The organism is Thiocapsa roseopersicina (assembly GCF_900106925.1).
Lineage (GTDB): Bacteria > Pseudomonadota > Gammaproteobacteria > Chromatiales > Chromatiaceae > Thiocapsa > Thiocapsa roseopersicina.
Genome location: NZ_FNNZ01000043.1, coordinates 1 through 20,954, shown reverse-complemented (window position 1 = coordinate 20,954; position 20,954 = coordinate 1). Strand labels below are relative to the sequence as shown.

Genomic DNA, 20,954 nt, shown 5'->3' with positions numbered 1-20,954 from the left:
ATTTGGCTCGGCCTGCAACGCGTCACGGACTTCGCCGCGGGGCTCAGATATGCTCGACAGGCTCATGATTCATGAGATGTGTGTAATGGGATGGGTCAAGGGGCGTCGAAATCATTTCCGACCAGCAGATTCGCCTCGGTCTGCGGAACGTGGCACTGGGTACAGAAATAGCGGGTCCCGATGATCTTTTTCTCGACCGTACCCGGAGCGCTGCGCAGGCTCACGTAATGACTCTCGGGCATCGGGGAGGGTTCGTCCGCGTCCTTGTCCTGATCCCAGAGATCCTGGTCGTGATGACATTTCAGGCACTTGTTGTTCTTCAGCGTAATCAGGCCGGACTCCTCGATGCTGTGCGGGATCAAGGGCGGGGCATCCTCGAACGCGGTCGGCAAGGTCGAATCGGCATCCTCGGGATCGATCGAAAGATACTCGAAGCTCACCGGATCGGGGGAATCGAAAACGGTCCCGGCAAGATCCTCGTCGATCCATGACAGGTCTTGTGCAAGGGCAAAGCTGCCGGCCAGAACGACCCCGGCGACGACCGCGAGGGAACGGGGAAGCATGATCATGGGTTATCCTCCTTCATTATGAGCCGATGCTGTGCCGGAACAGAGCCGGACCCGGGTTGCGTTAAGCGCCAACCGAATGCCAGGCTCTTCTCGGGGCAGATCGGGATACACCGCGCGCAATTCGTACATTCACCCGAAAGGACCTGGCCATCGCGGGCCAGACGTTTGAGGTTCAAGACCTGAGGCTCCGGGCAGATTGCTTGGCAGTCCCCGCAGCCATTGCAGGTGGATTGGTCGAATTTGACCCTGATCTGCGCCGTGTGCCGCCCGACCAATGAATAAAAGGCTCCGAGTGGACAGAGGTGGCCGCACCAACCGTGCTTGACGACCAGCCAATCGAATAAAAAGAGGCCGACCAATGCGGTCCAGCCCAAACCCAAACCAAAGATGATCTCGCGATGCATGGCTCCGATCGGGCTGACCCATTCGAATGCGGGTAGACCGATCAAGACCGACAGCAGGAGTGCGAGCGCCAGCACCGTGTAACGCAGATGATGGGGAAGCGCGAAGAGGTTCTTGCGCCAAGTCTTGCGATGCAGAACGCCGGCAACGTCGGTGACCAGATTTACCGGACAGACCCAGGAGCACCAGACCCTGCCGCCCAAGATCACGAAAACGCCCAGGACCAGCGCTGCGCCCAAGAGCACTTCGGCTTGAAGGCCGTGCCCGGTCAATAGGATCTGAAGTGTCGCGAAGGGGTCGGCGAGCGTCACCTGCCCGAGAACCTCCGATGCACTCAGGTTGCCGCTCAACAAGGGGAGACCGAACAAAGACCAGCCCCAATGCAGCGTGCCGAAGAACAGCAACAAAACGCCGATCTGAACAACCCGCCGCAGAATCAAGTAGCGCCAGTTCCAGAGGGCGGGCGTTGTCTGCCGCTTGGTCGCCATCTAAAACTCCGGCTCGTTCAGATAATCCAAACCGGGTGCCTGACCTTGCGCCGGAGCTGCGTCCATCTGTCCCTTCCAGGTGTCGCCTGGTCCCGAGCCGGGCGTCGCGCCGTCTGCTTGTTTCCAGCCCATCCTGAAATGATCGCCGATCTTGCCTTGAATCAATTCGGCGGGGAGCACCTTGATGGCCGCGATCTCGGTCGGACAGGCATTCTCGCAGATGCCGCAACCCGTGCAGCCTTCGCTGAGAACGATCGGCAGGAGCATGGCGTGCTTGCTCAATTCACGCCGCCGTGTTTCGACACGAATCGCTTTGTCCCTTAGCGGGCAGACCCGATAACAGATCTCGCAACGCAGGCCCTGCCAGGAGAGACAATGCTCGGTGTCGATGAAGGCGAGGCCCATCCTCGAGTCCATCACGTTTTCCAGTGTCGGGGAGAGCGCACCGGTCGGACAGGCGACCTTGCAGGGGATGTCGTGACACAGATAGCAGGGGATCTGTCGGGGCTCGAAATAGGGTGTGCCCAGCGGGGCGCGGTCGGCCAACGCGGCTAGGGTCAAGGTGTCGTATGGACAGGCGACGACGCAACGTCCGCATTTGATGCAGAGCGCATTGAAGTCCGCATCCGGAAGCGCACCGGGCGGGCGCAGGGCCAACGGCTCGGCGCGGGCGTTCTGAATGACGAGATACGACCAGAGCATGCCGCCGCTGGTCGCGACGGCCGCGCCTTGAATGGTCTTCTGTATGAAACCGCGCCGCGTGGTCATGATCGGTGAGTCGCCGGACGTGATGAAAGCACTCGGCTCGCTCGGATGGGTGCGACACATCCGAGCACTGTCGATGAACCCGATAAGGGCGCGCTATACCTTATAGATCTTGATCGCAGTCTTTTTGAAATCCTCTTCCTTGGAGATCGGACAAGTCGCATCGATGCACAGCTTATTGACGAACACCGACTCGTCGAAAAAGGCCATGAAGCTATAGCCGCGCGGCGGACGATTTCGCCCGGTGGTTTCGATCACCGCCTTGATCTTGCCCCGTCGTGATTCGATCCAGACCGCATCCTGACGTTTGAGACCGCGCTCCTCGGCATCCTTCTCGTTCATGTCCAGCACCGCCGCCGGCATGGCGCGGTGCAGCTCGGGGACGCGTCGCGTCATGGTGCCGGTATGCCAGTGCTCGAGCAGCCGCCCGGTACAGAGCCAGAGATCGTAATTCCCGTCGGGCGACTCGACCGGCGCGGCGTAAGGTCTGAAGAAGATCTTCGCCTTGCCGGGGAATTTGGTCTTCTCCTCGGTCGTTGGACCGGTCAAGTTGCCGGTCGTCAGCTCCTTCATGGCGCCGCCGTAGAACTCGATCTCGCCGTTCTTCACGTAGGGATCGTATTTGGCGTTGAAGCGCCACGGCGTCTCTTTGCCGTCGACCACCGGCCAGCGCAGCCCGCGCACATCGTCCTGATAATAGACATCGAAAGGCGCGAGGTCGTGGTGATGACCACGGCCGAAGCCGGCGTATTCCTCGAAGAGCGCCTTCTCGACAAACCAATCGACACCGAGATGCTTGACGGTGTGATTGTCGTGCCCCTTGGAAACCGGATCGGGCCAGGCGAACGCCTTGTTCTCCGGTGTCTCGAAGAGCGCCTCGTAGAGTGTCATCTCGGGTTGGTACCCCATCTCCTGGGCCGCCGCCATCACATCCGGGAGTTTCCCCTCCTCGAATCCCTCGTCCTTGAGACCCGGAATGGCCTGCTCCTTCCAGACCTCGGCCAGGGTGATGCGTTTGGAGAATTCCAGGATCTGCCACAGATCGCTGCGTGCCTCTCCCGGCGGTGGAACCTGCTCGCGCCAGAGCTGGGTACGGCGCTCGGCATTCCCGTAGCCGCCCCATTTCTCGAAGATCATGGCGACGGGCAGGATCAGATCGGCCACCTTGGCCGAGATGGACGGATAGGCATCGGAGACGACGATGAAGTTGTCGTTCTCGCGCGCCGCCTTCAACCAATGATTGGCATTGGCGACATGCTGGAAGGGGTTGTTGACCTGGACCCAGACCCAGGACATGGACCCGTCTTCCAGATCACGCATGATCTTGGTGATGTGACTCCCGACCTTGGGATTAAGCGTCTTGGGCGGCAGCTTCCAAGTCTGCTCGGTGATATCCCGATGCTTGGCGATGTTGACGACCATATCGGCCGGCAGACGATGACTGAAGGTGCCGACCTCGCGCGCGGTCCCGCAGGCGGAGGGCTGGCCGGTCAGGGAGAAGGGGCTGTTGCCGGGCTCGGCGATCTTTCCCAACAGGAGATGCACGCTGTAGATCTGCTCGTTGACCCAGGTCCCGCGCACATGCTGGTTGAAGCCCATGGTCCAGAAACTGACCAGCTTGCGCTTCGGGTCGGCGTAGAGATCCGCCAGACGCATGAGCTTGGCCTTGAAGGCATCCAAGGACTCCTCGGCATCGCCCTTGGCCAGCTCGGCGACGAAATCCAGCGTGTAGGGCGCGACCCCGGCCTTGAAGTCCTCGAAACCGACCAGCCAGTGTCGGTCGGCCGTGGCCGCATTGGCCTGCTTGATGGTGTGAACCTGCTCGGGATCCAGTCCGAGCCCGATCGCCTCGTCCCGCGTCAGCGTCACCTCGACCTCGCGCGCCTGGATATCCTTCTCGGCTTCGAACGCGAATTTGTCGGTCGCACGCATCCCGTAACCGATATCGGTCGGGCCGGCGCAGAAGACACAATGGGCATCGACGAAGGCTTGATTCACGGCATCGCGTTGGATGATCTCGCGCGCCAGGTAATTGAGCAGCGCCGTGTCGGTATTCGGCTTGATGATGATCTCGAGATCCGACCCTTCGGAGGTCATGTTCCGCAGGGTCGTGATGTTGACGATCTTCATGTCCGAATGACCGAGGCGGCGGTCGATGACACGCTGCCAGAGGACCGGATGGGCCTCGGCCATATTGGCGCCCCAGGCGACGACCGTATCCGTGTATTCGATGTCGTCGTAATTGCCGGGCGGCTCGTCGATGCCGAAGACCTGCATGAATGCGGCGACCGCCGAGGCCATGCAATTGCGCGCGTTGGGATCAATGTTGTTGCTGCGAAAACCGGCCTTCATCAGCTTGGTCATCGCATAGCCTTCCTGGATCAGCCATTGGCCGGAGCCGATGACGCCGATCCCGGTCGGTCCTTTTTCTTCGTAGGCTTTCTTGAACTGGATCGCCATCTCGTCGAAGGCCTGATCCCAAGTCACCGGGGTGAACTTGCCCTTCTTGTCGAATCGTCCGTCCGTCATCCGCATCAAGGGCTGCGTCAGGCGGTCTTTGCCGTAGAGGATCTTGCCGTTGAAGTAACCCTTCACGCAGTTCAGACCTCGATTGACCGGAGCGTCGGGATCACCCTTGGTCGCGACGATCTTGCCGTCTTGCGTCGCGATCATGATCCCGCAGCCCACACCGCAGAAGCGGCAGACGCCTTTATCCCACCGCCAGTCCTGCTCGGTCTCGGCCGCCGCGACGCTGGCGATACGGCTGATGGGGACTCCGACGGCCATGGCTGTCGCAGCAGCGACGCCCGACTTCAGAAAGTTGCGGCGACTGAGCTCCATGATTCCTCCTCGATCTCGTTGTATTTTTTGAGCGCTCGCCCGCGCGGGTCGGGCGAGTGTGTAGCCTATGACGCGGCCATTTCGGCGGGGGTCGCATCCCATTCGGGGGGTGTTTCGTCGAAGACGTGGTAGACCATCTCGGCGAGCATCACGCCGGACAACGCCTTGATGCGAGAGAGTGCTGCGATCTCCTGCTCGACCGTCTCGGCCTCCTGCACGACCACGATCCGCCCGGTCGAAGGCTCGGTGTGGTGAACCTCCACACCCGGCAGCGCGTTGAGCTCGCGCGTGGCGTCTTCGATTCGGGCGGGCGGGACGACGACCAGGATTCCTGAGATATTCATCGGTGGGTCTCCGGGCTGGGTTGGGGCTTGTGGCTTTGCGCCTAAACCCGGCCGCATGGCTGATCCTAGTGGTCGGGTGGACTTTGCTCTCGCGCGTCCACCCTACGCGGGCCGGACTGATGGACGACGCCGGCTCAATCACTCCGGACGCTAGCGCCGCAGCTGTCGAGGAACCTTGATTCCGATCAAGAATCACGAGTGAATGATTCGAGCGTCCGGAAGCGGGGCCGGAACACACCGCGCGAGGTATGCCTGTCGGTCGACATCGTTCGTCGGGGCGGGGAATCCATAGAGGACAATGCAGCCTGGACCAGTCTGGCGCGTTGTTTGCTGTAGTGTGCTGTTCAGCCAACTGTCCGCCGATCGTTGGTTCTCTCTCGGAGTAGTCCCCGATGTCGATCCGAATCATGCTTGTGGATGCCCGCCCGGACCGGCGCGAGGTGCTCGGGCCGGCCTTGAGTGCGGAGGGTTTCGACGTGGTGGCCTGCGTGGATCCGGAAGAGGGTCTCTTGAGTGCCGTGGTGCGTTTTGCGCCGGACGTGGTGCTGATCGATATCGACTCGCCGAGCCGGGATACCCTGGAGAACCTGCGCACCGTTCAGGCGCATCAGCCTCGCCCCATGGTGATGTTCACGCAGGACGACGCCAACGAGAGCATTCGTCGTGCAATCGAGGCGGGCGTGAGCGCCTATATTGTCGACGGGATCGAACGGCGGCGTGTTCGGCCGATCGTCGAAGCGGCGATGGCGCGCTTCAGCCAGTTTCAGGCGTTGGAGAAGGAACTTCTGGAGACTCGGGGCAAGCTGGCCGAGCGTAAACTGATCGAGCGCGCCAAGGGGATCATCATGAAACAACAGGGGTTGTCCGAGGACGCGGCTTTCCAAGCGATGCGCCGATTGGCGATGCGTAAGAACAAGAGGTTGGCCGAGATTGCCGAGAGTGTGATTTCGGCGTCCGAACTCTTTGCGCCTTAAACCGCGCCCGGCGGAATGTGTGATGTTTTTGGACGAGAGCGGTCTCGGCAGACTTGACGACCGTTGGAGTCAGCGCGGTTTAAGTAATTGATAAGAATTTGAATCTGTAAGCGACGCACCGTAGAGATGTCTAGAGATTCGGTTTGAGTCGTTCGTCTTGGTGCATGGGAGGCCACTGCGCACCAAGGGTGGGCGGGTCGGCACGGCAGCGCGAGTCGGTTGCGTCGCCGGTGTCGACCACATCGCTCTCGGATGCCGGCAAAACGCCTTTTTAGAATCAAGGAAGTAGCGCTTTTCGATCGAGATGCGCAACCGGCTGAAGGATTTCTGGCATCACTTCTGCGTAGGGGTTCGTCATCGATCGTCCAACGGCGGGCTGATCGGAAGAGTGTGATCCAGACGGAAGACGTCCCTCCAGACTATCGGAGAGAGCGGCGTCCCCACTATGACCAGGTCGGCCAATGTGTGGTCGCAACACCCGGTCCTCGGATCCAAAAACAGTTTCGGCATGGTCATGGCGGCCATGCCAACGGACAAAGGCGTCCATCGTGCAACGCGCAGCGTTGCCTGGTGGACGCCTTTTTTCGTTTTCGGATTTCCGTTTCATGTAGTGCTATCGACAGAGGTCACCATGCGCGATCAAGACAGACCCGAACATCCGACCCGAAGCGCCCCGCCGACACGCCTTGCCGCGGCCGGTATCGCCGCGCTCATGCTGGGCCTTGCGGCCGGCACCTCGGCGGAGCCGCTCGGCCCGCCCGAGAAAGAGGATCTCAAGCTCGGCTTCATCAAGCTCACCGATATGGCACCGCTCGCCATCGCCTACGAAAAGGGCTTCTTCGAGGACGAAGATCTCTTCGTCACCTTGGAGGCTCAGGCCAATTGGAAGGTACTGCTCGATCGCGTCATCGACGGCCAGCTCGACGGCGCCCACATGCTGGCCGGCCAGCCCTTGGCCGCGACCATCGGCTTCGGGACCGAGGCGGCGATCGTTACCCCGCTCAGCATGGATCTCAACGGCAACGCCATCACCGTCTCGAACGCGGTGTGGGAGCAGATGAAGCCGCACGTGCCGAAGATGGCCGACGGCCGTCCCGAGCATCCGATCAAGGCCGATGCGCTCAAGCCGGTTGTGGAGAGCTACAAAGCCGCGGGCAAGCCCTTCAAGATGGGCATGGTCTTCCCGGTCTCGACGCACAACTACGAGCTGCGCTACTGGCTCGCCGCCGGCGGACTGCACCCCGGCTACTACGCACCGCATAAGAACAACACCGACGGGCAGATCGATGCCGATGTGCTGCTGTCGGTCACTCCGCCCCCGCAGATGCCGGCCACCATGGAGTCCGGAACCATCGACGGCTACTGCGTCGGCGAGCCCTGGAATCAGCAGGCTGTCTTTATGGGCATCGGCGTCCCGGTGATCACCGATCACGAGATCTGGCCATACAACCCGGAGAAGGTCTTCGGCATGACCGCCGGGTTCGTCGAGGCCAATCCAAACACGGCGGTGCGGATCGTCAAGGCGATGCTCCGGGCCGCCAAGTGGCTCGACGAGAACGACAACGCCAACCGCGCCGAAGCGGTGAAGATTCTCTCGCGGCCGACCTATGTCGGCGCGGACGAGGCGGTCATCGCCGCGTCCATGACCGGCACCTTCAAGTACGAGAAGGGCGACAGCCGCGATGTCCCGGACTTCAACGTCTTCTTCCGCCACAACGCGAGCTATCCCTACTACTCGGATGCCGTCTGGTATCTCACCCAGATGCGCCGTTGGGGCCAGATCGCCGAACCCAAGTCCGACGACTGGTACATGGAGACGGCCAAGCAGGTCTATCGGCCCGATCTCTACCGCCGGGCGGCCGAGTCGCTGATCGCCGACGGCTTGATGGAGGCGTCCGATTTCCCGGACTTCGACGCGGAAACCGGATTCAAACCGACGCAGACCGGATTCATCGACGGCATCGACTACGACGGCACCCGGCCAAACGCCTATCTGGAGCAGTTCTCGATCGGGCTGAAGGGCGACACGCAGTTGTAACGCAGAGCCTTAAGTGTCCGGTGTCGGGGGAGCCCCGAGCCGGACGCGAGCCCATCGATTTCGGAGAAGACCATGTCGAACATCGACGTCACCGCGAAGACCTATGACCTGCCCTGGTTGGCGCAAGCCATGGACTGGCTCGCCGGGGACGGCGCCGAGCGCGCCGCCGGGGGCTTGATCCGACACCTGCTGCTGCCCTTGGTCGGGATCGGCCTATTTCTTATGCTCTGGGCTGCCGCGGCCTCCCAGATCCAGACCTCGCTCGGCCAGTTGCCCGGGCCGACCCAGGTCTGGTCCCAATCCGTCGCGCTATGGGGGGAGCACCGCGAGGAGCGCGCCCGCGAGGCCGCCTTCAACGAACGCATTGAGCAGCGCGTCGAGCGTGCCGTCGCGAGCGGCGCCTCCGCCGAGGAGATCGCCAAGATCCGTGCCCGTGGCTACACGGGTGCGCCGACCTTCGTCAGCCAGATTTGGACCAGCCTGGTGACGGTCATGGTCGGCTTCCTGCTCGCGTCCTTGATTGCGATCCCGCTCGGCATCCTCTGCGGAATGAGCGCAGCCGTCTATGCCGCGGTCAACCCCTTGATCCAGGTCTTCAAACCGGTCTCGCCGCTCGCCTGGCTGCCGCTGGTGACCATCATCGTCAGCGCCGTCTACGTGAGCGAGGATCCGCTAATGTCCAAGTCCTTCATCATCTCGGCGATGACGGTGACGCTGTGCTGTCTCTGGCCGACCGTGATCAACACGACCGTCGGGGTCGCGACGGTCGATCGTGACCTGATGAACGTCAGCCGTGTCCTGCGTCTGTCCTGGTTCAAGCAGACGGTCAAGATCATCCTGCCCTCGGCCCTGCCGATGATCTTCACGGGTCTGCGCCTGAGTCTCGGGATCGGCTGGATGGTGCTGATCGCCGCGGAGATGCTGGCCCAAAACCCCGGTCTCGGAAAATTCGTCTGGGACGAGTTCCAGAACGGCAGCTCCAACTCGCTGGCGCGGATCATGGTTGCCGTGTTCGTGATCGGCTTCATCGGCTTCGCGCTCGACCGCGGCATGCTCCTGCTCCAGCGCCGCGTCTCCTGGGACAAGACGGCGGTGCTGAGATGACGCGCCCTGTCGATTGCTCCGACCCCATGACCGTCGCACGAGGAACCAAGCCATGTCTGCCTATCTGAGCATCGATCGGGTCGGGATCACCTTCCCGACACCGAAGGGGCCGCTCGAGGTCCTGAAGGACATCAAGCTCGACATCGCCCAAGGCGAGGTCGTCTCGCTCATCGGCCATTCGGGCTGCGGCAAATCGACCGTGCTGAACATCGTCGCCGGTCTGCTCGAAGCGAGCACGGGCGGCGTGCTGCTTGAAGAGCGCGAGGTGAAGTCGCCGGGACCGGACCGCGCCGTCGTCTTTCAACAGCACTCACTGCTGCCCTGGCTGAGCGTCTACGACAACGTCCGCCTGGCCGTCGACCAGGTCTTCGGTCGCCGCAAGACCCGCAAGGAGCGGCATGAGTGGACCCTGCACAACCTGGATCTGGTCCACATGGGCCACGCGTTGGAACGTCGCCCTTCGGAGATCTCGGGCGGGATGAAACAGCGCGTCGGTATCGCCCGCGCCCTGGCTATGGAGCCCAAGGTCCTGCTCATGGACGAGCCTTTCGGCGCGTTGGACTCGCTCACCCGCACGCACATGCAGGACTCGCTGCTGGAGATCCAGGCCCGGCTCAACAACACCGTCATCCTGATCACGCACGACGTCGACGAGGCCGTGCTGCTCTCGGACCGCATCGTGATGATGACCAACGGCCCCTCCGCGACGGTCGGGCGGATCCTGGACGTCGACCTGCTGCGCCCTCGCGACCGACTCGCACTCGCGGAGGATCCGACCTATCACCACTACCGCGCCGAGGTCGTGAAGTTCCTCCACGAACGCCACGCGCCCGCGGTGACGCAGTCCGCCCGGCCGGCGCGCGAGCGTCCGACGCTGCGTCTCGCGGCCAACGGCTAAGGGAGCACACACATGAGCATCATCCCCAACTGGCTCCGACGCAGCGCCCACGCCGGCGGACACGACGGACTGGAAAAGACGCGCCTGACCCTCGGCTTTATCCCGCTGACGGACTGTGCGCCCTTGGTCATCGCCAAAGAGCGCGGCTTCTTCGAGAAGTTCGGCCTGGACGTGGAGCTCTCCAAGGAGACCTCCTGGTCCAACGTCCGCGACAAGGTCAGCATCGGCATCCTGGACGGCGCCCACATGCTCGCGCCCATGCCGATAGCGAGCACGCTCGGCATCGGTCCGGTCGAGAAGCCGACCGTCACTGCGCTGAGCCTGGATCTGAACGGCAACGCCATCACGGTCTCGCAGGCACTCTACGAGCGGATGCGCGAGCTGGATCCTGGCGCCATGAACCATCGGCCTTACTCGGCGGTGGCCTTGAAGCAGGTGATCGAGGAGCGGCGGGCACACGGCGGCAAGCCGCTGACCTTCGCGGTGGTCTTCCCGGTCTCGACCCACGCCTACGAGCTGCGCTACTGGATGGGCGCGGCCGGGATCGATCCGGATACCGACGTGCGACTGCTGGTGGTCCCGCCGCCGCAGATGGTCACCCAGCTGCGCGCAGGCAACATCGACGGCTTCTGTGTCGGCGAGCCCTGGAATTCGGTCGCCGTCGCCGAGGGCCTGGGGCGAGTGCTCATCACCAACTATGAGCTCTGGAACAACAATCCCGAGAAGGTCTTCGGGGTTAATCTGGAGTGGGCCGAGCAGTATCCGAATACACACCGTGCCCTGCTCATGGCCTTGTTGGACGCGGCGCGCTGGACCGATGCGCCCGAGAATCGCCCGAGCGTCGCCGAGCTGATCGCGCCGAGCCGCTACATCAATGCCCCGGTCGAGATCGTGCGTCAGTCCATGACCGGCACCTTCCGCTATGCGCTCGACGAGGCGCCGGTCGCGATGCCCGATTTCAACGTCTTCTTCCGCTTCGCGGCGACCTATCCCTGGCGTTCCCACGCCCTCTGGTTCCTGACCCAGATGGTGCGTTGGGGCCAGATCGAGAAGCCGATCGATCTGGCCGCCGTGGCCGCCGAGGTCTATCGGCCGGATCTCTATCGGGAGGCGGCCGATGCACTGGGTCTCGCCTCGCCCGCTCTGGACCACAAGCGCGAGGGCCTGCACGCCCGCGGCTGGATGCTCGAAGAGGCAAGCATCCCGCTCGCGATGGGGCCGGATCGCTTCTTCGACGGATCGACCTTCGATCCCGCCGATCCGGTCGGGTACATCGCCGGTTTCGAAGTCCAGCGGCGTGCCTGCTCGATGGATGCGCTGGCGGCGGCCAACGGCGGGCCAGCCGAAGCGGCGACGGTCTGAGACCGGCGGCTACATGCCCCGACACATGCATTCCGAACGCGGAGAACCGAACACAATGAACAAAGAACGCTTGGTCCTGGTGGGCAACGGCATGGCCGGGATGCGCACCATCGAGGAACTGCTGAAGCTGGAGCCGGACCTCTACGAGATCACGGTCTTCGGCGCCGAGCCGCATCCGAACTACAACCGCATCCTCCTCTCGCCGGTGCTCTCCGGGGAGAAGACGATCGACGAGATCATCTTAAACAGCCGCGACTGGTACGCGGAGCATGGGATCACACTGCACACCGGCGATCCGGTCGAGCACATCGACCGGCGCAAGCGGCTGGTGCGCAGCCGCTTCGGTCTGGAGGTGCCGTACGACCGGCTGATCCTGGCCACCGGGTCCAACCCCTTCATCATCCCGGTGCCGGGGGCGGATCTGCCCGGCGTCCTGGGCTACCGCGACATCGCGGATGTCGAGGCGATGATCGAGACCGCACGAGGTTTCAAGCGCGCCATCGTCATCGGCGGCGGACTGCTCGGGCTCGAGGCCGCCTACGGGTTGCAGCAGCAGGGCATGGAGGTGACCGTCGTCCATCTGCTCGACACCCTGATGGAGCGGCAGCTCGACAAACCCGCCGCGGCGCTCCTCAAAGCATCGTTGGAGAAACGCGGCCTGACCTTTCTCATGGAGGCCCAAACCGCGGCGATTCAGGGGCGCGACCGGGTCGAATCGGTCCGCTTCGCCGACGGCAGCGAGATCGCGACCGATCTGGTGGTGATGGCGGTCGGCATCCGCCCGAACATGGCGCTTGCCCAAAGCGCCGGGATCCATTGCGAGCGCGGGATCGTGGTCGATGACACTATGCTGACCTACGATGCGCGCATCTACGCGATCGGCGAGTGCGTGCAGCACCGCGGTCAGTGCTACGGGCTGGTCGCGCCGCTCTTCGAGCAGGCCAAGGTCTGCGCCAATCATCTCGCCAAACTCGGCTACGGGCGCTATCAGGGCTCAGTGACCTCGACCAAGCTCAAGGTCACCGGCATCGATCTATTCTCGGCCGGTCAGTATCAGGGCGGGGACGGCTGCGAGGAGATCCTCTTCCAGGATCCGGGCGCGGGCATCTACAAGAAGCTGGTGATCCGAGAAAACCGGCTCGCCGGCGCCGTGCTCTATGGAGACACGATCGACGGGGCCTGGTTCTTCCAGTTGATGCGCGAAGCAACCGACATCTCGGCGATGCGCGAGGATCTGCTGTTCGGGCAGGCCCATCTCGGGGACTCCGGCCACGGCGGTCAAACCCAGGCAGCCCTCATGACCGACGAGATGCAGGTCTGCGACTGCAACGGCGTGTGCAAGGGCGAGATCGTCAAGGCGATCACGAGCAAGGGTCTCTTCACGCTCGAAGACGTGAAGCTGCACACCAAGGCGGCGGCCTCGTGCGGGTCCTGCACCGGTCTGGTGGAGCAGATCCTGGCGAGCACGCTCGGGAGCGACTACTCCACCCCCGAGGCCAAACCCATCTGCACATGCACCGACTACAGCCACGATCAGGTCCGCGCGGCAATCCGCGAGCAACACCTCACGAGCCTGAGCGACTGCTTCGAGAAGCTCGACTGGCGCCGGCCCGACGGCTGCCACGTCTGCCGGCCGGCGCTCAATTACTACCTCATCTCCACCTGGCCGGCGGAGGCGATCGACGACAGCCAGTCGCGCTTCGTCAACGAGCGTGTCCACGCCAACATCCAGAAGGACGGGACCTATTCGGTCATCCCGCGCATCTTCGGCGGCGAGACCTCGCCCGCCCAGCTGCGCGCCATCGCCGAGGCGGCCGAAAAGTATGCCGTGCGCTCGGTCAAGATCACGGGCGGCCAACGGATCGATCTTCTGGGCCTGACCAAAGAGCAGTTGCCGCACATCTGGAAGGATCTGACCGACGCCGGTTTCGTCTCGGGCCACGCCTACGGCAAATCGATGCGCACGGTCAAAACCTGCGTGGGATCCCAATGGTGCCGCTTCGGCGTGCAGGACTCGACCAAGATGGGCATCGAGCTGGAGGAGCTGACCTGGGGCTCCTGGACCCCGCACAAGTTCAAGCTGGCCGTCTCGGGCTGCCCGCGCAACTGTGCGGAGGCAACCATCAAGGACTTCGGCGTCGTCGCCATCGAATCCGGCTGGGAGCTGCACATCGGCGGCAACGGCGGTGTGAAGGTCCGCGCGACCGATGTCCTCTGCCGGGTCACCACACCCGAGCAGGTCAAGGAATACTGCGGCGCCTTCATGCAGCTCTATCGCGAAGAGGCACGCTATCTGGAGCGCACCGCACCCTGGGTCGAACGGGTCGGCCTCGCCTACATCAAGAAACGCATCGTCGAGGACGAGATCGGCCGCCGCGCCTTCTACAAACGATTCCTGGAGTCCCAAAAGCAGGCCCAAGTCGATCCCTGGAAGGAACGCGCGGCCGGCGCAGAAGCGCATGAGTTCACGGCGTTGAAGCAGGTGAATGGGTGAAGGTTAAAGGTCAGAAGCCAAGGTGATTTTCGGGAGAGAAACGACCGGCGTGTAGGTGCGAATTTATTCGCACGAACAGCCATTCAGGTCTCCCGGGCTCGCGCGGTCGGGATGTCTATTCCCTGCAAATCACTTGAAGGCTGGGGGCAACAAGCCCCGCCAAACACCGCAACAACACGAGGCTTAGACAATGACCGCAGTCGACGATAAAACTTGGCTTGAAGTAGGCACACTCGATGAGATCCCGCGCCAGGGTGCACGTGTGCTCAAACGCGAAGGGGGTGACATCGCCGTCTTCAGGACCGCGGCGGACGAGGTGTTCGCCTTGCTCAATCGTTGTCCGCATCGCGGGGGGCCCTTATCGGAGGGGATCCTTTACGGGCGAAACATCGTCTGCCCCCTGCACAATTGGTGTCTGGATCTGGCGAGCGGCGAAGCAAAGGAGCCGGACGAGGGCTGTGCCCCCGCCTATGCGACACGGATCGAGGCGGGTCGGGTCTTCGTCTGCACGGAACCCAATTAAACCGCGCCCAGCGCGGTATGCGATGTTTGTGGATGGGATCGGTCTTGGCTGACTTGACTAGCGCTGGAGCCGGCGAGGTTTAAGATATTGAAAAATTAATATTTTTGAACCGCATTCCCGCAAAAAGCTGCGGATACATCAAACATCGAGCTCACCCGAAAATGAACATCCTGCTCTGGACGCGGTTTAGCGGCGGCCAGTCACCGCTCATCCATTTTTTGACGATTGCCGGAATTTCGATACCCGCAACTGAAGACCTCGCGGAGCCGCGATGATCACGGAGACAGGACAATGACCGAACCGACCAAAACAACCTGTCCCTATTGCGGTGTGGGCTGCGGAGTGCTTGTCACGCCGCAGACCGACGGAACGCTCTCGGTACGCGGCGACCCGGATCACCCGGCGAACTTGGGGCGTCTCTGCTCGAAGGGCGCGGCCTTGGGCGAGACGCTCGGGACCGCGGGGCGACTCCTCCATCCGACGGTTGCAGGCGAGCAGGTGAGCTGGGATCAGGCGCTCGATCAGGTCGCCGGGCGTCTCGGCGAGATCGTCGCCGAGCACGGGCCAGGGGCGGTCGCCTTCTATGTCTCGGGTCAGCTCCTGACCGAGGACTACTATGTCGCCAACAAGCTGATGAAGGGCTTCATCGGCGGCGCGAACATCGATACCAACTCGCGGCTGTGCATGGCTTCCAGTGTCGCCGGCTACAAGCGCGCACTCGGGGCCGACACCGTGCCCTGCGACTATGCCGATCTGGAGTCCGCCGAGCTGATCGTCCTGGTGGGCTCCAACACCGCCTGGTGCCACCCGGTCGTCTACCAGCGGATCAAACAGGCCAAGCAGGCCCATCCGGACCGGCAGATCGTCGTAATCGACCCGCGCCGCACGGCGACCTGCGAGATCGCCGACCTGCACCTGTCGATCGCACCCGGTACGGATACCCTCCTCTTCAACGGCCTACTCAACTGGCTCAGACGCGAAGACGCGCTCGACTGGACCTTCTTGGAGTCGCACACCGAGGGCTTTGCCGCCGCCTTCACCGCCGCACGCGAGTCGGCCGGCTCCGTGCCGCGCGTCGCCGCGGCCTGCGGAATCCCGGAGTCCGACCTGGCCGATTTCTACAGACGCTTTGCCCGCACCGAACGGGTGGTGACGCTCTACAGCCAGGGCGTGAATCAATGGTCGTTCGGCACCGACAAGGTCAACGCCATCATCAACTGCCATCTGGCGACCGGACGCATCGGGCGACCCGGCATGGGGCCCTTCTCCATCACCGGACAACCCAACGCCATGGGCGGACGCGAGGTCGGCGGCTTAGCCAATCAGCTCGCCGCGCACATGGACTTCGCGCCCGATGACGTCGATCGGGTCCGGCGCTTTTGGCACGCCGACGGCATCACCCGCGAGCCGGGTCTGAAGGCGGTCGAGATGATGCGGGCGGTCGAGGAAGGCAACATCAAGGCGATCTGGGTGATGGCGACCAACCCGGCCGTGAGCATGCCCGACGCCGATCGGGTGCGTGCCGCGCTGCAGGCCTGCGAGCTCGTCATCTGCTCGGATCTCTTCGCCGGCACCGACACCGCCCGCTGTGCCGACGTGCTCCTGCCCGCCGCGGGCTGGGGCGAGAAGGACGGCACCGTCACCAATTCGGAGCGGTGCATCTCGCGGCAGCGTGCCTTCCTCGATCCGCCCGGCGAGGCGCGTCCGGACTGGTGGATCCTCACCGAGGTCGCGCGCCGCATGGGGTTTGCCGATGCCTTCCCCTATCGCTCGGCAGCCGAGGTGTTCCGCGAGCACGCAGCACTATCCGCCTTCGAGAACGACGGACGACGCGACTTCGACATCGGTGCCATAGCCGATCTTGCGGCAACCGACTACGACCGACTGCCCCCGGTCCAGTGGCCGCTCCCGGCCGGACGCGAAGCCGCACGCCTCTTCGCCGACGGCCGCTTCTACACCCCGAACGGCAAGGCACGCTTCATCGCGATCACACCGCGTCCGCCCGCGACCGCGCCGGACGAAGACTATCCGCTCGTGCTCAACACCGGCCGCATCCGCGACCAGTGGCACACCATGACCCGCACTGGCCTGGCGCCGCGCCTGAGCAGCCACATCGCCGAGCCCTTCGTGCAGATCCATCCGGTCGACGCCGCCGCGCACGGGCTCGGCCGGGGCGGCATCGCCGAGCTGACCAGCCGATGGGGTCGGATGCTGGCGCGCATCGACGTGGATGCCGATCAGCGCCCCGGCTCCGTCTTTGTCCCCATGCACTGGAGCGACATGCTGGCCCGCCAGGCGCGCGCGGATGCCTTGGTGAATCCAGTCACCGATCCCGTCTCCGGTCAGCCCGAGTTCAAACACACGCCGGTGCAGGTACGCCTCTTTCGAGCGACCTGGTACGGCATCGCACTGAGTCGCGAGCGGCTTCCCATCCCCGACGGCATGCCCCAAGACGGTGCCCCACCGCAGCTTGACTACTGCGTCGCCATCCCGGATCAAGGTTTCTGGCGCACCGAGATCGCCGGCCGCGAGCCCATCACCGCCTGGGCCGACCGGGCCCGAGACCTCTTCGGCGCGGACGGCGAATGGCTCGACTTCGCCGACGTCGCCCACGGCCGCTACCGCGGCGCCCGCATCCTCGACGGACGCCTCGCCGCCTGTCTCTTCATCGCTCCGACCCCGAACCTGCCGAGCAGCCGCTGGCTCGGCGAGCTCTTTGGCGCGGCGCAGCTCGATACCCGCGCCCGCACCGGCATCCTCGCCGGCCGACCGCCCCGTGGCCAAGTCGACGCCGGGGAGATCGTCTGCGCCTGCTTCACCGTCGGGCGCACACGTATCGAGCAGGCGATCCGCGGCGAAGGCCTGCGGTCCGCCGAGGCCATCGGCGCCTGCCTGCAGGCCGGTACCAACTGCGGGTCCTGTCTGCCCGAGCTAGGTCGCATCCTCGAGCAGACGCTCGACCGCGGCGCGGCGTGAACGGGGAGCGCGATCGGACTAGAATCCGGGCACATCCGAGACCCTGACCGCGGCACCTCATTGGTCCGGTCGGACTCGGCGCCTCGATCAGGAGAGATCAATGTCCGAAGTACAAGAAACCACCGCTCAACCCGCCATCGTACAAGCCGTGTTGCGTCTTCCCCCGGCCGAGCAGCAACGGCTCCTGGGTTGGTCGCGTGGCCTGGGGGAGATTCGTTACGGAACCTTGCGCGGCTTCAAGAAGGTAGCGGCCCTGCTGGCGCTGACCCGCGATCGCAAGGCCACGTGGCCACTCCTCAAGGTGTTGGCTCTGGCCTTGAAACACATCGTCTGGGACGCCCGCTCCTGGACATTCCGACTTGGCGTGGGGGCAGTCATCGCCACCTTTGTCGCGGCCGAGAACGGAGGTGCAGGCATCGTAGCCCTGGGAGGCGGGATCGGGCTCCCGCTGTGGATGTTGATCGGCGCCGGCGGCGTCTTAGTCGGCCTCCTGGCGGACAAGGTCAAGGCGTGGGCCACGGCGCGTCGCAAGGGCTAGTTCGCCCGGCAGTGCGACCGGCGGTTGAGTAACATTAGAGACCCTGCCCCCCGCTGGCGGCGGCCAAGTACCAGGACATGGGGGACCGCGGCGGGAACTGGGGCGGAAACCGTGGTACGTCCCCGGTTATCCCGCGGGTCGTCCCCGGTTATCCCGCGGAGGACGACGCGTCGTAGGGGCTACTTCCGTCCGCAATCCGAGCGGCGGTTGGGTTAATGAACGACCTGCCCCCTGTCACTCGGAAAACCTCGGCGGCTCCATGAAATCGACGCCTGCCGTCTGGCGAAATATCGTTAGCCGAGAAATGAACGAACCATGCCATTCAAAATAACCTGTCCATTTTCTTTGCCAAGCTCCCACGACATCCATGTGGTACGGTTTCACGGAAGAAACGCTATTGAGCTGACACTTCCATTTCGGCAGGATAACTTCTTGGGAAGCATAGGAACAACACTTGAAATCAATCGGAATAAAGACGGAAAATACTACCTTTTTGTTGTAAGCGATTCTCTGGATACGACAGAAAAGCAAGTTAGGTATCTGGAAATGGTGGCGGAGTATCTTTCATTTCTCATCAACAGAAATGAGCATAGCCCACATTACGGCACGAACTTTGTTAAAATTGGGTGGTTTGGGTTCAACGCAATCCCTATTCAGGATTGCACTGAGCAATTTCATGATGCTCTACAATTTCGGCCGCGCTTGCTATGACATCAACGAGAACGGTCGCTCTTGATACCGGGCACGAGGAATGCGCAACTTATCATGATTTATTGCGATTCCATTTCGACGGACTAAGGGCAGAGCATAAGAAGTCAAAGTATTTTCACTGGTTTCTGATCTTGGAGTATCTTGAGAATTCGCAAATCTACAAGACGCAGTTTAGTTCCAATACGCTGTTTGACAAACACGAGACCGCGGAACTTAGCCGTGTTGCAGACAAAATGAGCAATGAAGTAAAGAAAAGTGCTGTTTTGAAATTATTGTCAAGAACCAAGGAGCCCAGAAACTACAAGCTACTTAGAATTTTGAACGAGATCGGCATTAATAGCATTAGGACAGACTACGGGACGAAAGAGTTAGAAATTTCGGAAGAGATAATTAACAAAATTACAAAAGGACGCAATGCCCTCTTTCATGGCAGCTCAGAGTTTCCAGAACATATCCTTTGGACCATTTTATTTCCTTTAGTGAACCAAATTGCCGAGCATGTCTCTTGCAATCAAGTGTGTTTAGACGGCTAACGAATAAGGTTAGATCGTCCGAGCGCAGCGAGCGACGATCTGAACCGTTTGTTGGACGAGCCCGGTATCGGGGCGCTGGAGGGCCGAGGGCCGAGTGTCGGAGACAGTTTACTCGACTCTCAAACTCCGGGGACCGAGTTCCGGGGACAGTTTACGCAAGTTCAAGGGTCTCACATTGAATATCCCTCGGGTTTTATCTTCCGGCGCGCTCTATCACGTGACGGCACGCGGTAACGAGCGGCGCAGCATCCTTCTCGGCGACGCCGATGGCGACCGGAAAGCGTATCTCGGAATCCCAGGACAGACCTGCGAGCGATTCAACTGGATCTGTCACGCCCACTGCCTGATGACGAACCACGACCATCTGTTGTTGGAAACGCCGGATACGAATCTATCCAAGGGCATGCGCCAGCTCAACTGCGTGTACACGCAGTACGTCGAACCGCGCCCACGGGCGCGTCGGACACCTGTTTCAGGGACGTTTCAAGGCCATCCTGGTGGGGCGTGAGAGTTACCTTCTGGAGCTGGCCCGTTACGTAATGCTGAACCCGGTCCGGGCCGGGATGGTGGGAGCGCCGGGCGACTGACCGTGGAGTAGATACCGTGCGAGGCCAAGCCCCGGACCTTGCCGCCGCGCTGAGCCCCACCCACGCAACCGCAGGAGGAATCATGGTCAAGCATCCCGATCACGTCACCGTTGCCGTGCACGACTCGATCGCCGCGCTGCGCTTCTTCGCACTGCTGGGCTTCAAAGAGATCAAGTCGGTCGTCATCGCCGGCCAGAACTTCGCCGATTACATGGGTGTGCCCGGCATCGAAGCCGAGCACCGCACGCTGGTCCTGGCCAATGCCTCGCCGCGCTTCGAGATGCAGCTGCTCACCTACAGACATCCCGCCGCCCGCAGCGATCCGCAGGCCGGCGATTTGTGCCGGCTGGGCTTCAACCACATCTGTTTCGCGGTCGACGATCTGGATGCCGAAGTCGCGCGGCTCACCGCCGCTGGAGTGCAGCTGCGCAATCGGGTCATGGAGTTCCACGACCGCAAGCTGGTGTTCCTGGTCGGGCCCGAAGGCCTGGTCGTCGAGCTGGCGCAGTGGCTGTAGCTGCCGCCACTCGGTCGACGATGAGGTCGGGGATCGGATCTTGGGTGACCGGCGCGACGCTCCTGATCTGGATGCCACACGGACGCCGACATGGCCGGCGTGTCACCCCTCGTGTCTGCAGTCCTGCTTGTCCTGACCGGCGATGCCTTCTTGGTCTGGGCAAGTATCAGCAGTATCGCGACGGTCCCGACGCCTATCCCCGACCTTGCCTTCGCTCAGCAGCTTGTAGGCCACGTAGTACTTGTAGATGTTGCGCACGTAGACGACCGGCTCGCGGCTCACCACCTTGG

17 protein-coding genes and 1 pseudogene are annotated in these 20,954 nt (G+C 62.7%); 12 read left to right on the top strand and 6 right to left on the bottom strand.

The window, feature by feature from the left end:
* Nucleotides 1–95 precede the first annotated feature (95 nt).
* The 5 genes from BLV04_RS22975 to BLV04_RS22955 all read right to left on the bottom strand — a co-directional run bounded on the left by BLV04_RS22975 (nucleotide 96) and on the right by BLV04_RS22955 (nucleotide 5,409).
* Nucleotides 96–569: a nitrate reductase cytochrome c-type subunit gene (locus BLV04_RS22975; RefSeq protein ID WP_093038304.1), complete on the bottom strand. Its 474-nt coding sequence runs from the start codon at nucleotides 567–569 to the stop codon at nucleotides 96–98.
* The gene (gene napH, locus BLV04_RS22970; protein WP_093038302.1) at nucleotides 566–1,459 is read right to left on the bottom strand and encodes a quinol dehydrogenase ferredoxin subunit NapH; all 894 of its coding nucleotides are present in this window, start codon (nucleotides 1,457–1,459) and stop codon (nucleotides 566–568) included. Before napH ends, BLV04_RS22975 begins: the two co-directional genes overlap by 4 nt.
* On the bottom strand, nucleotides 1,460–2,227 hold the full coding sequence (gene napG, locus BLV04_RS22965) for a ferredoxin-type protein NapG (protein ID WP_093038308.1): 768 nt from the start codon (nucleotides 2,225–2,227) through the stop codon (nucleotides 1,460–1,462). It lies immediately after the preceding gene.
* Nucleotides 2,228–2,320: 93 nt separating this feature from the next.
* On the bottom strand, nucleotides 2,321–5,065 hold the full coding sequence (napA, locus tag BLV04_RS22960) for a nitrate reductase catalytic subunit NapA (RefSeq protein WP_093038300.1): 2,745 nt from the start codon (nucleotides 5,063–5,065) through the stop codon (nucleotides 2,321–2,323).
* Between the two features lie 65 nt (nucleotides 5,066–5,130).
* Nucleotides 5,131–5,409, bottom strand: coding sequence for a chaperone NapD (locus BLV04_RS22955; RefSeq protein ID WP_175534774.1), 279 nt, complete (start codon nucleotides 5,407–5,409; stop codon nucleotides 5,131–5,133).
* A 392-nt stretch (nucleotides 5,410–5,801) separates the two neighbouring features.
* On the opposite strand from BLV04_RS22955, the gene BLV04_RS22950 reads away from it, so the two are divergent.
* From BLV04_RS22950 to BLV04_RS22895, 12 genes and pseudogenes are all read left to right on the top strand, one after another.
* Nucleotides 5,802–6,383 carry an ANTAR domain-containing response regulator gene (locus BLV04_RS22950; protein WP_093038296.1) on the top strand — a complete coding sequence of 194 codons (582 nt, stop codon included), beginning with the start codon at nucleotides 5,802–5,804 and terminating at the stop codon, nucleotides 6,381–6,383.
* Between the two features lie 631 nt (nucleotides 6,384–7,014).
* Nucleotides 7,015–8,421 (top strand): CmpA/NrtA family ABC transporter substrate-binding protein, encoded by a 1,407-nt coding sequence (locus BLV04_RS22945; RefSeq protein ID WP_093038306.1) that lies wholly within the window; start codon nucleotides 7,015–7,017, stop codon nucleotides 8,419–8,421.
* 72 nt (nucleotides 8,422–8,493) lie between these two features.
* The gene (locus BLV04_RS22940; protein WP_093038294.1) at nucleotides 8,494–9,525 is read left to right on the top strand and encodes an ABC transporter permease; all 1,032 of its coding nucleotides are present in this window, start codon (nucleotides 8,494–8,496) and stop codon (nucleotides 9,523–9,525) included.
* 52 nt (nucleotides 9,526–9,577) lie between these two features.
* Nucleotides 9,578–10,423 (top strand): ABC transporter ATP-binding protein, encoded by an 846-nt coding sequence (locus BLV04_RS22935; RefSeq protein WP_093038292.1) that lies wholly within the window; start codon nucleotides 9,578–9,580, stop codon nucleotides 10,421–10,423.
* A gap of 12 nt (nucleotides 10,424–10,435) precedes the next feature.
* Nucleotides 10,436–11,785 carry a CmpA/NrtA family ABC transporter substrate-binding protein gene (locus tag BLV04_RS22930; protein ID WP_093038290.1) on the top strand — a complete coding sequence of 450 codons (1,350 nt, stop codon included), beginning with the start codon at nucleotides 10,436–10,438 and terminating at the stop codon, nucleotides 11,783–11,785.
* 55 nt (nucleotides 11,786–11,840) lie between these two features.
* The gene (nirB, locus tag BLV04_RS22925) at nucleotides 11,841–14,279 is read left to right on the top strand and encodes a nitrite reductase large subunit NirB (RefSeq protein ID WP_093038289.1); all 2,439 of its coding nucleotides are present in this window, start codon (nucleotides 11,841–11,843) and stop codon (nucleotides 14,277–14,279) included.
* A 190-nt stretch (nucleotides 14,280–14,469) separates the two neighbouring features.
* Complete coding sequence (gene nirD, locus BLV04_RS22920; protein WP_093038287.1) at nucleotides 14,470–14,802, top strand: nitrite reductase small subunit NirD; 333 nt, start codon at nucleotides 14,470–14,472, stop codon at nucleotides 14,800–14,802.
* Between the two features lie 291 nt (nucleotides 14,803–15,093).
* Nucleotides 15,094–17,778, top strand: coding sequence for a nitrate reductase (locus BLV04_RS22915; RefSeq protein WP_093038285.1), 2,685 nt, complete (start codon nucleotides 15,094–15,096; stop codon nucleotides 17,776–17,778).
* A gap of 100 nt (nucleotides 17,779–17,878) precedes the next feature.
* The gene (locus BLV04_RS22910) at nucleotides 17,879–18,316 is read left to right on the top strand and encodes a hypothetical protein (RefSeq protein WP_093038284.1); all 438 of its coding nucleotides are present in this window, start codon (nucleotides 17,879–17,881) and stop codon (nucleotides 18,314–18,316) included.
* Nucleotides 18,317–18,631: 315 nt separating this feature from the next.
* On the top strand, nucleotides 18,632–19,027 hold the full coding sequence (locus BLV04_RS24655) for a hypothetical protein (protein ID WP_139192020.1): 396 nt from the start codon (nucleotides 18,632–18,634) through the stop codon (nucleotides 19,025–19,027).
* A 708-nt stretch (nucleotides 19,028–19,735) separates the two neighbouring features.
* A pseudogene (locus tag BLV04_RS22900) lies at nucleotides 19,736–20,144 on the top strand (transposase); the annotation flags it as partial.
* Between the two features lie 85 nt (nucleotides 20,145–20,229).
* Nucleotides 20,230–20,664: a VOC family protein gene (locus BLV04_RS22895; RefSeq protein WP_093038278.1), complete on the top strand. Its 435-nt coding sequence runs from the start codon at nucleotides 20,230–20,232 to the stop codon at nucleotides 20,662–20,664.
* 102 nt (nucleotides 20,665–20,766) lie between these two features.
* Here the strand turns inward: BLV04_RS22895 and BLV04_RS22890 are convergent.
* A partial coding sequence (locus BLV04_RS22890; RefSeq protein ID WP_139192019.1) for a hypothetical protein occupies nucleotides 20,767–20,954 on the bottom strand: 188 nt, incomplete at its 5' end.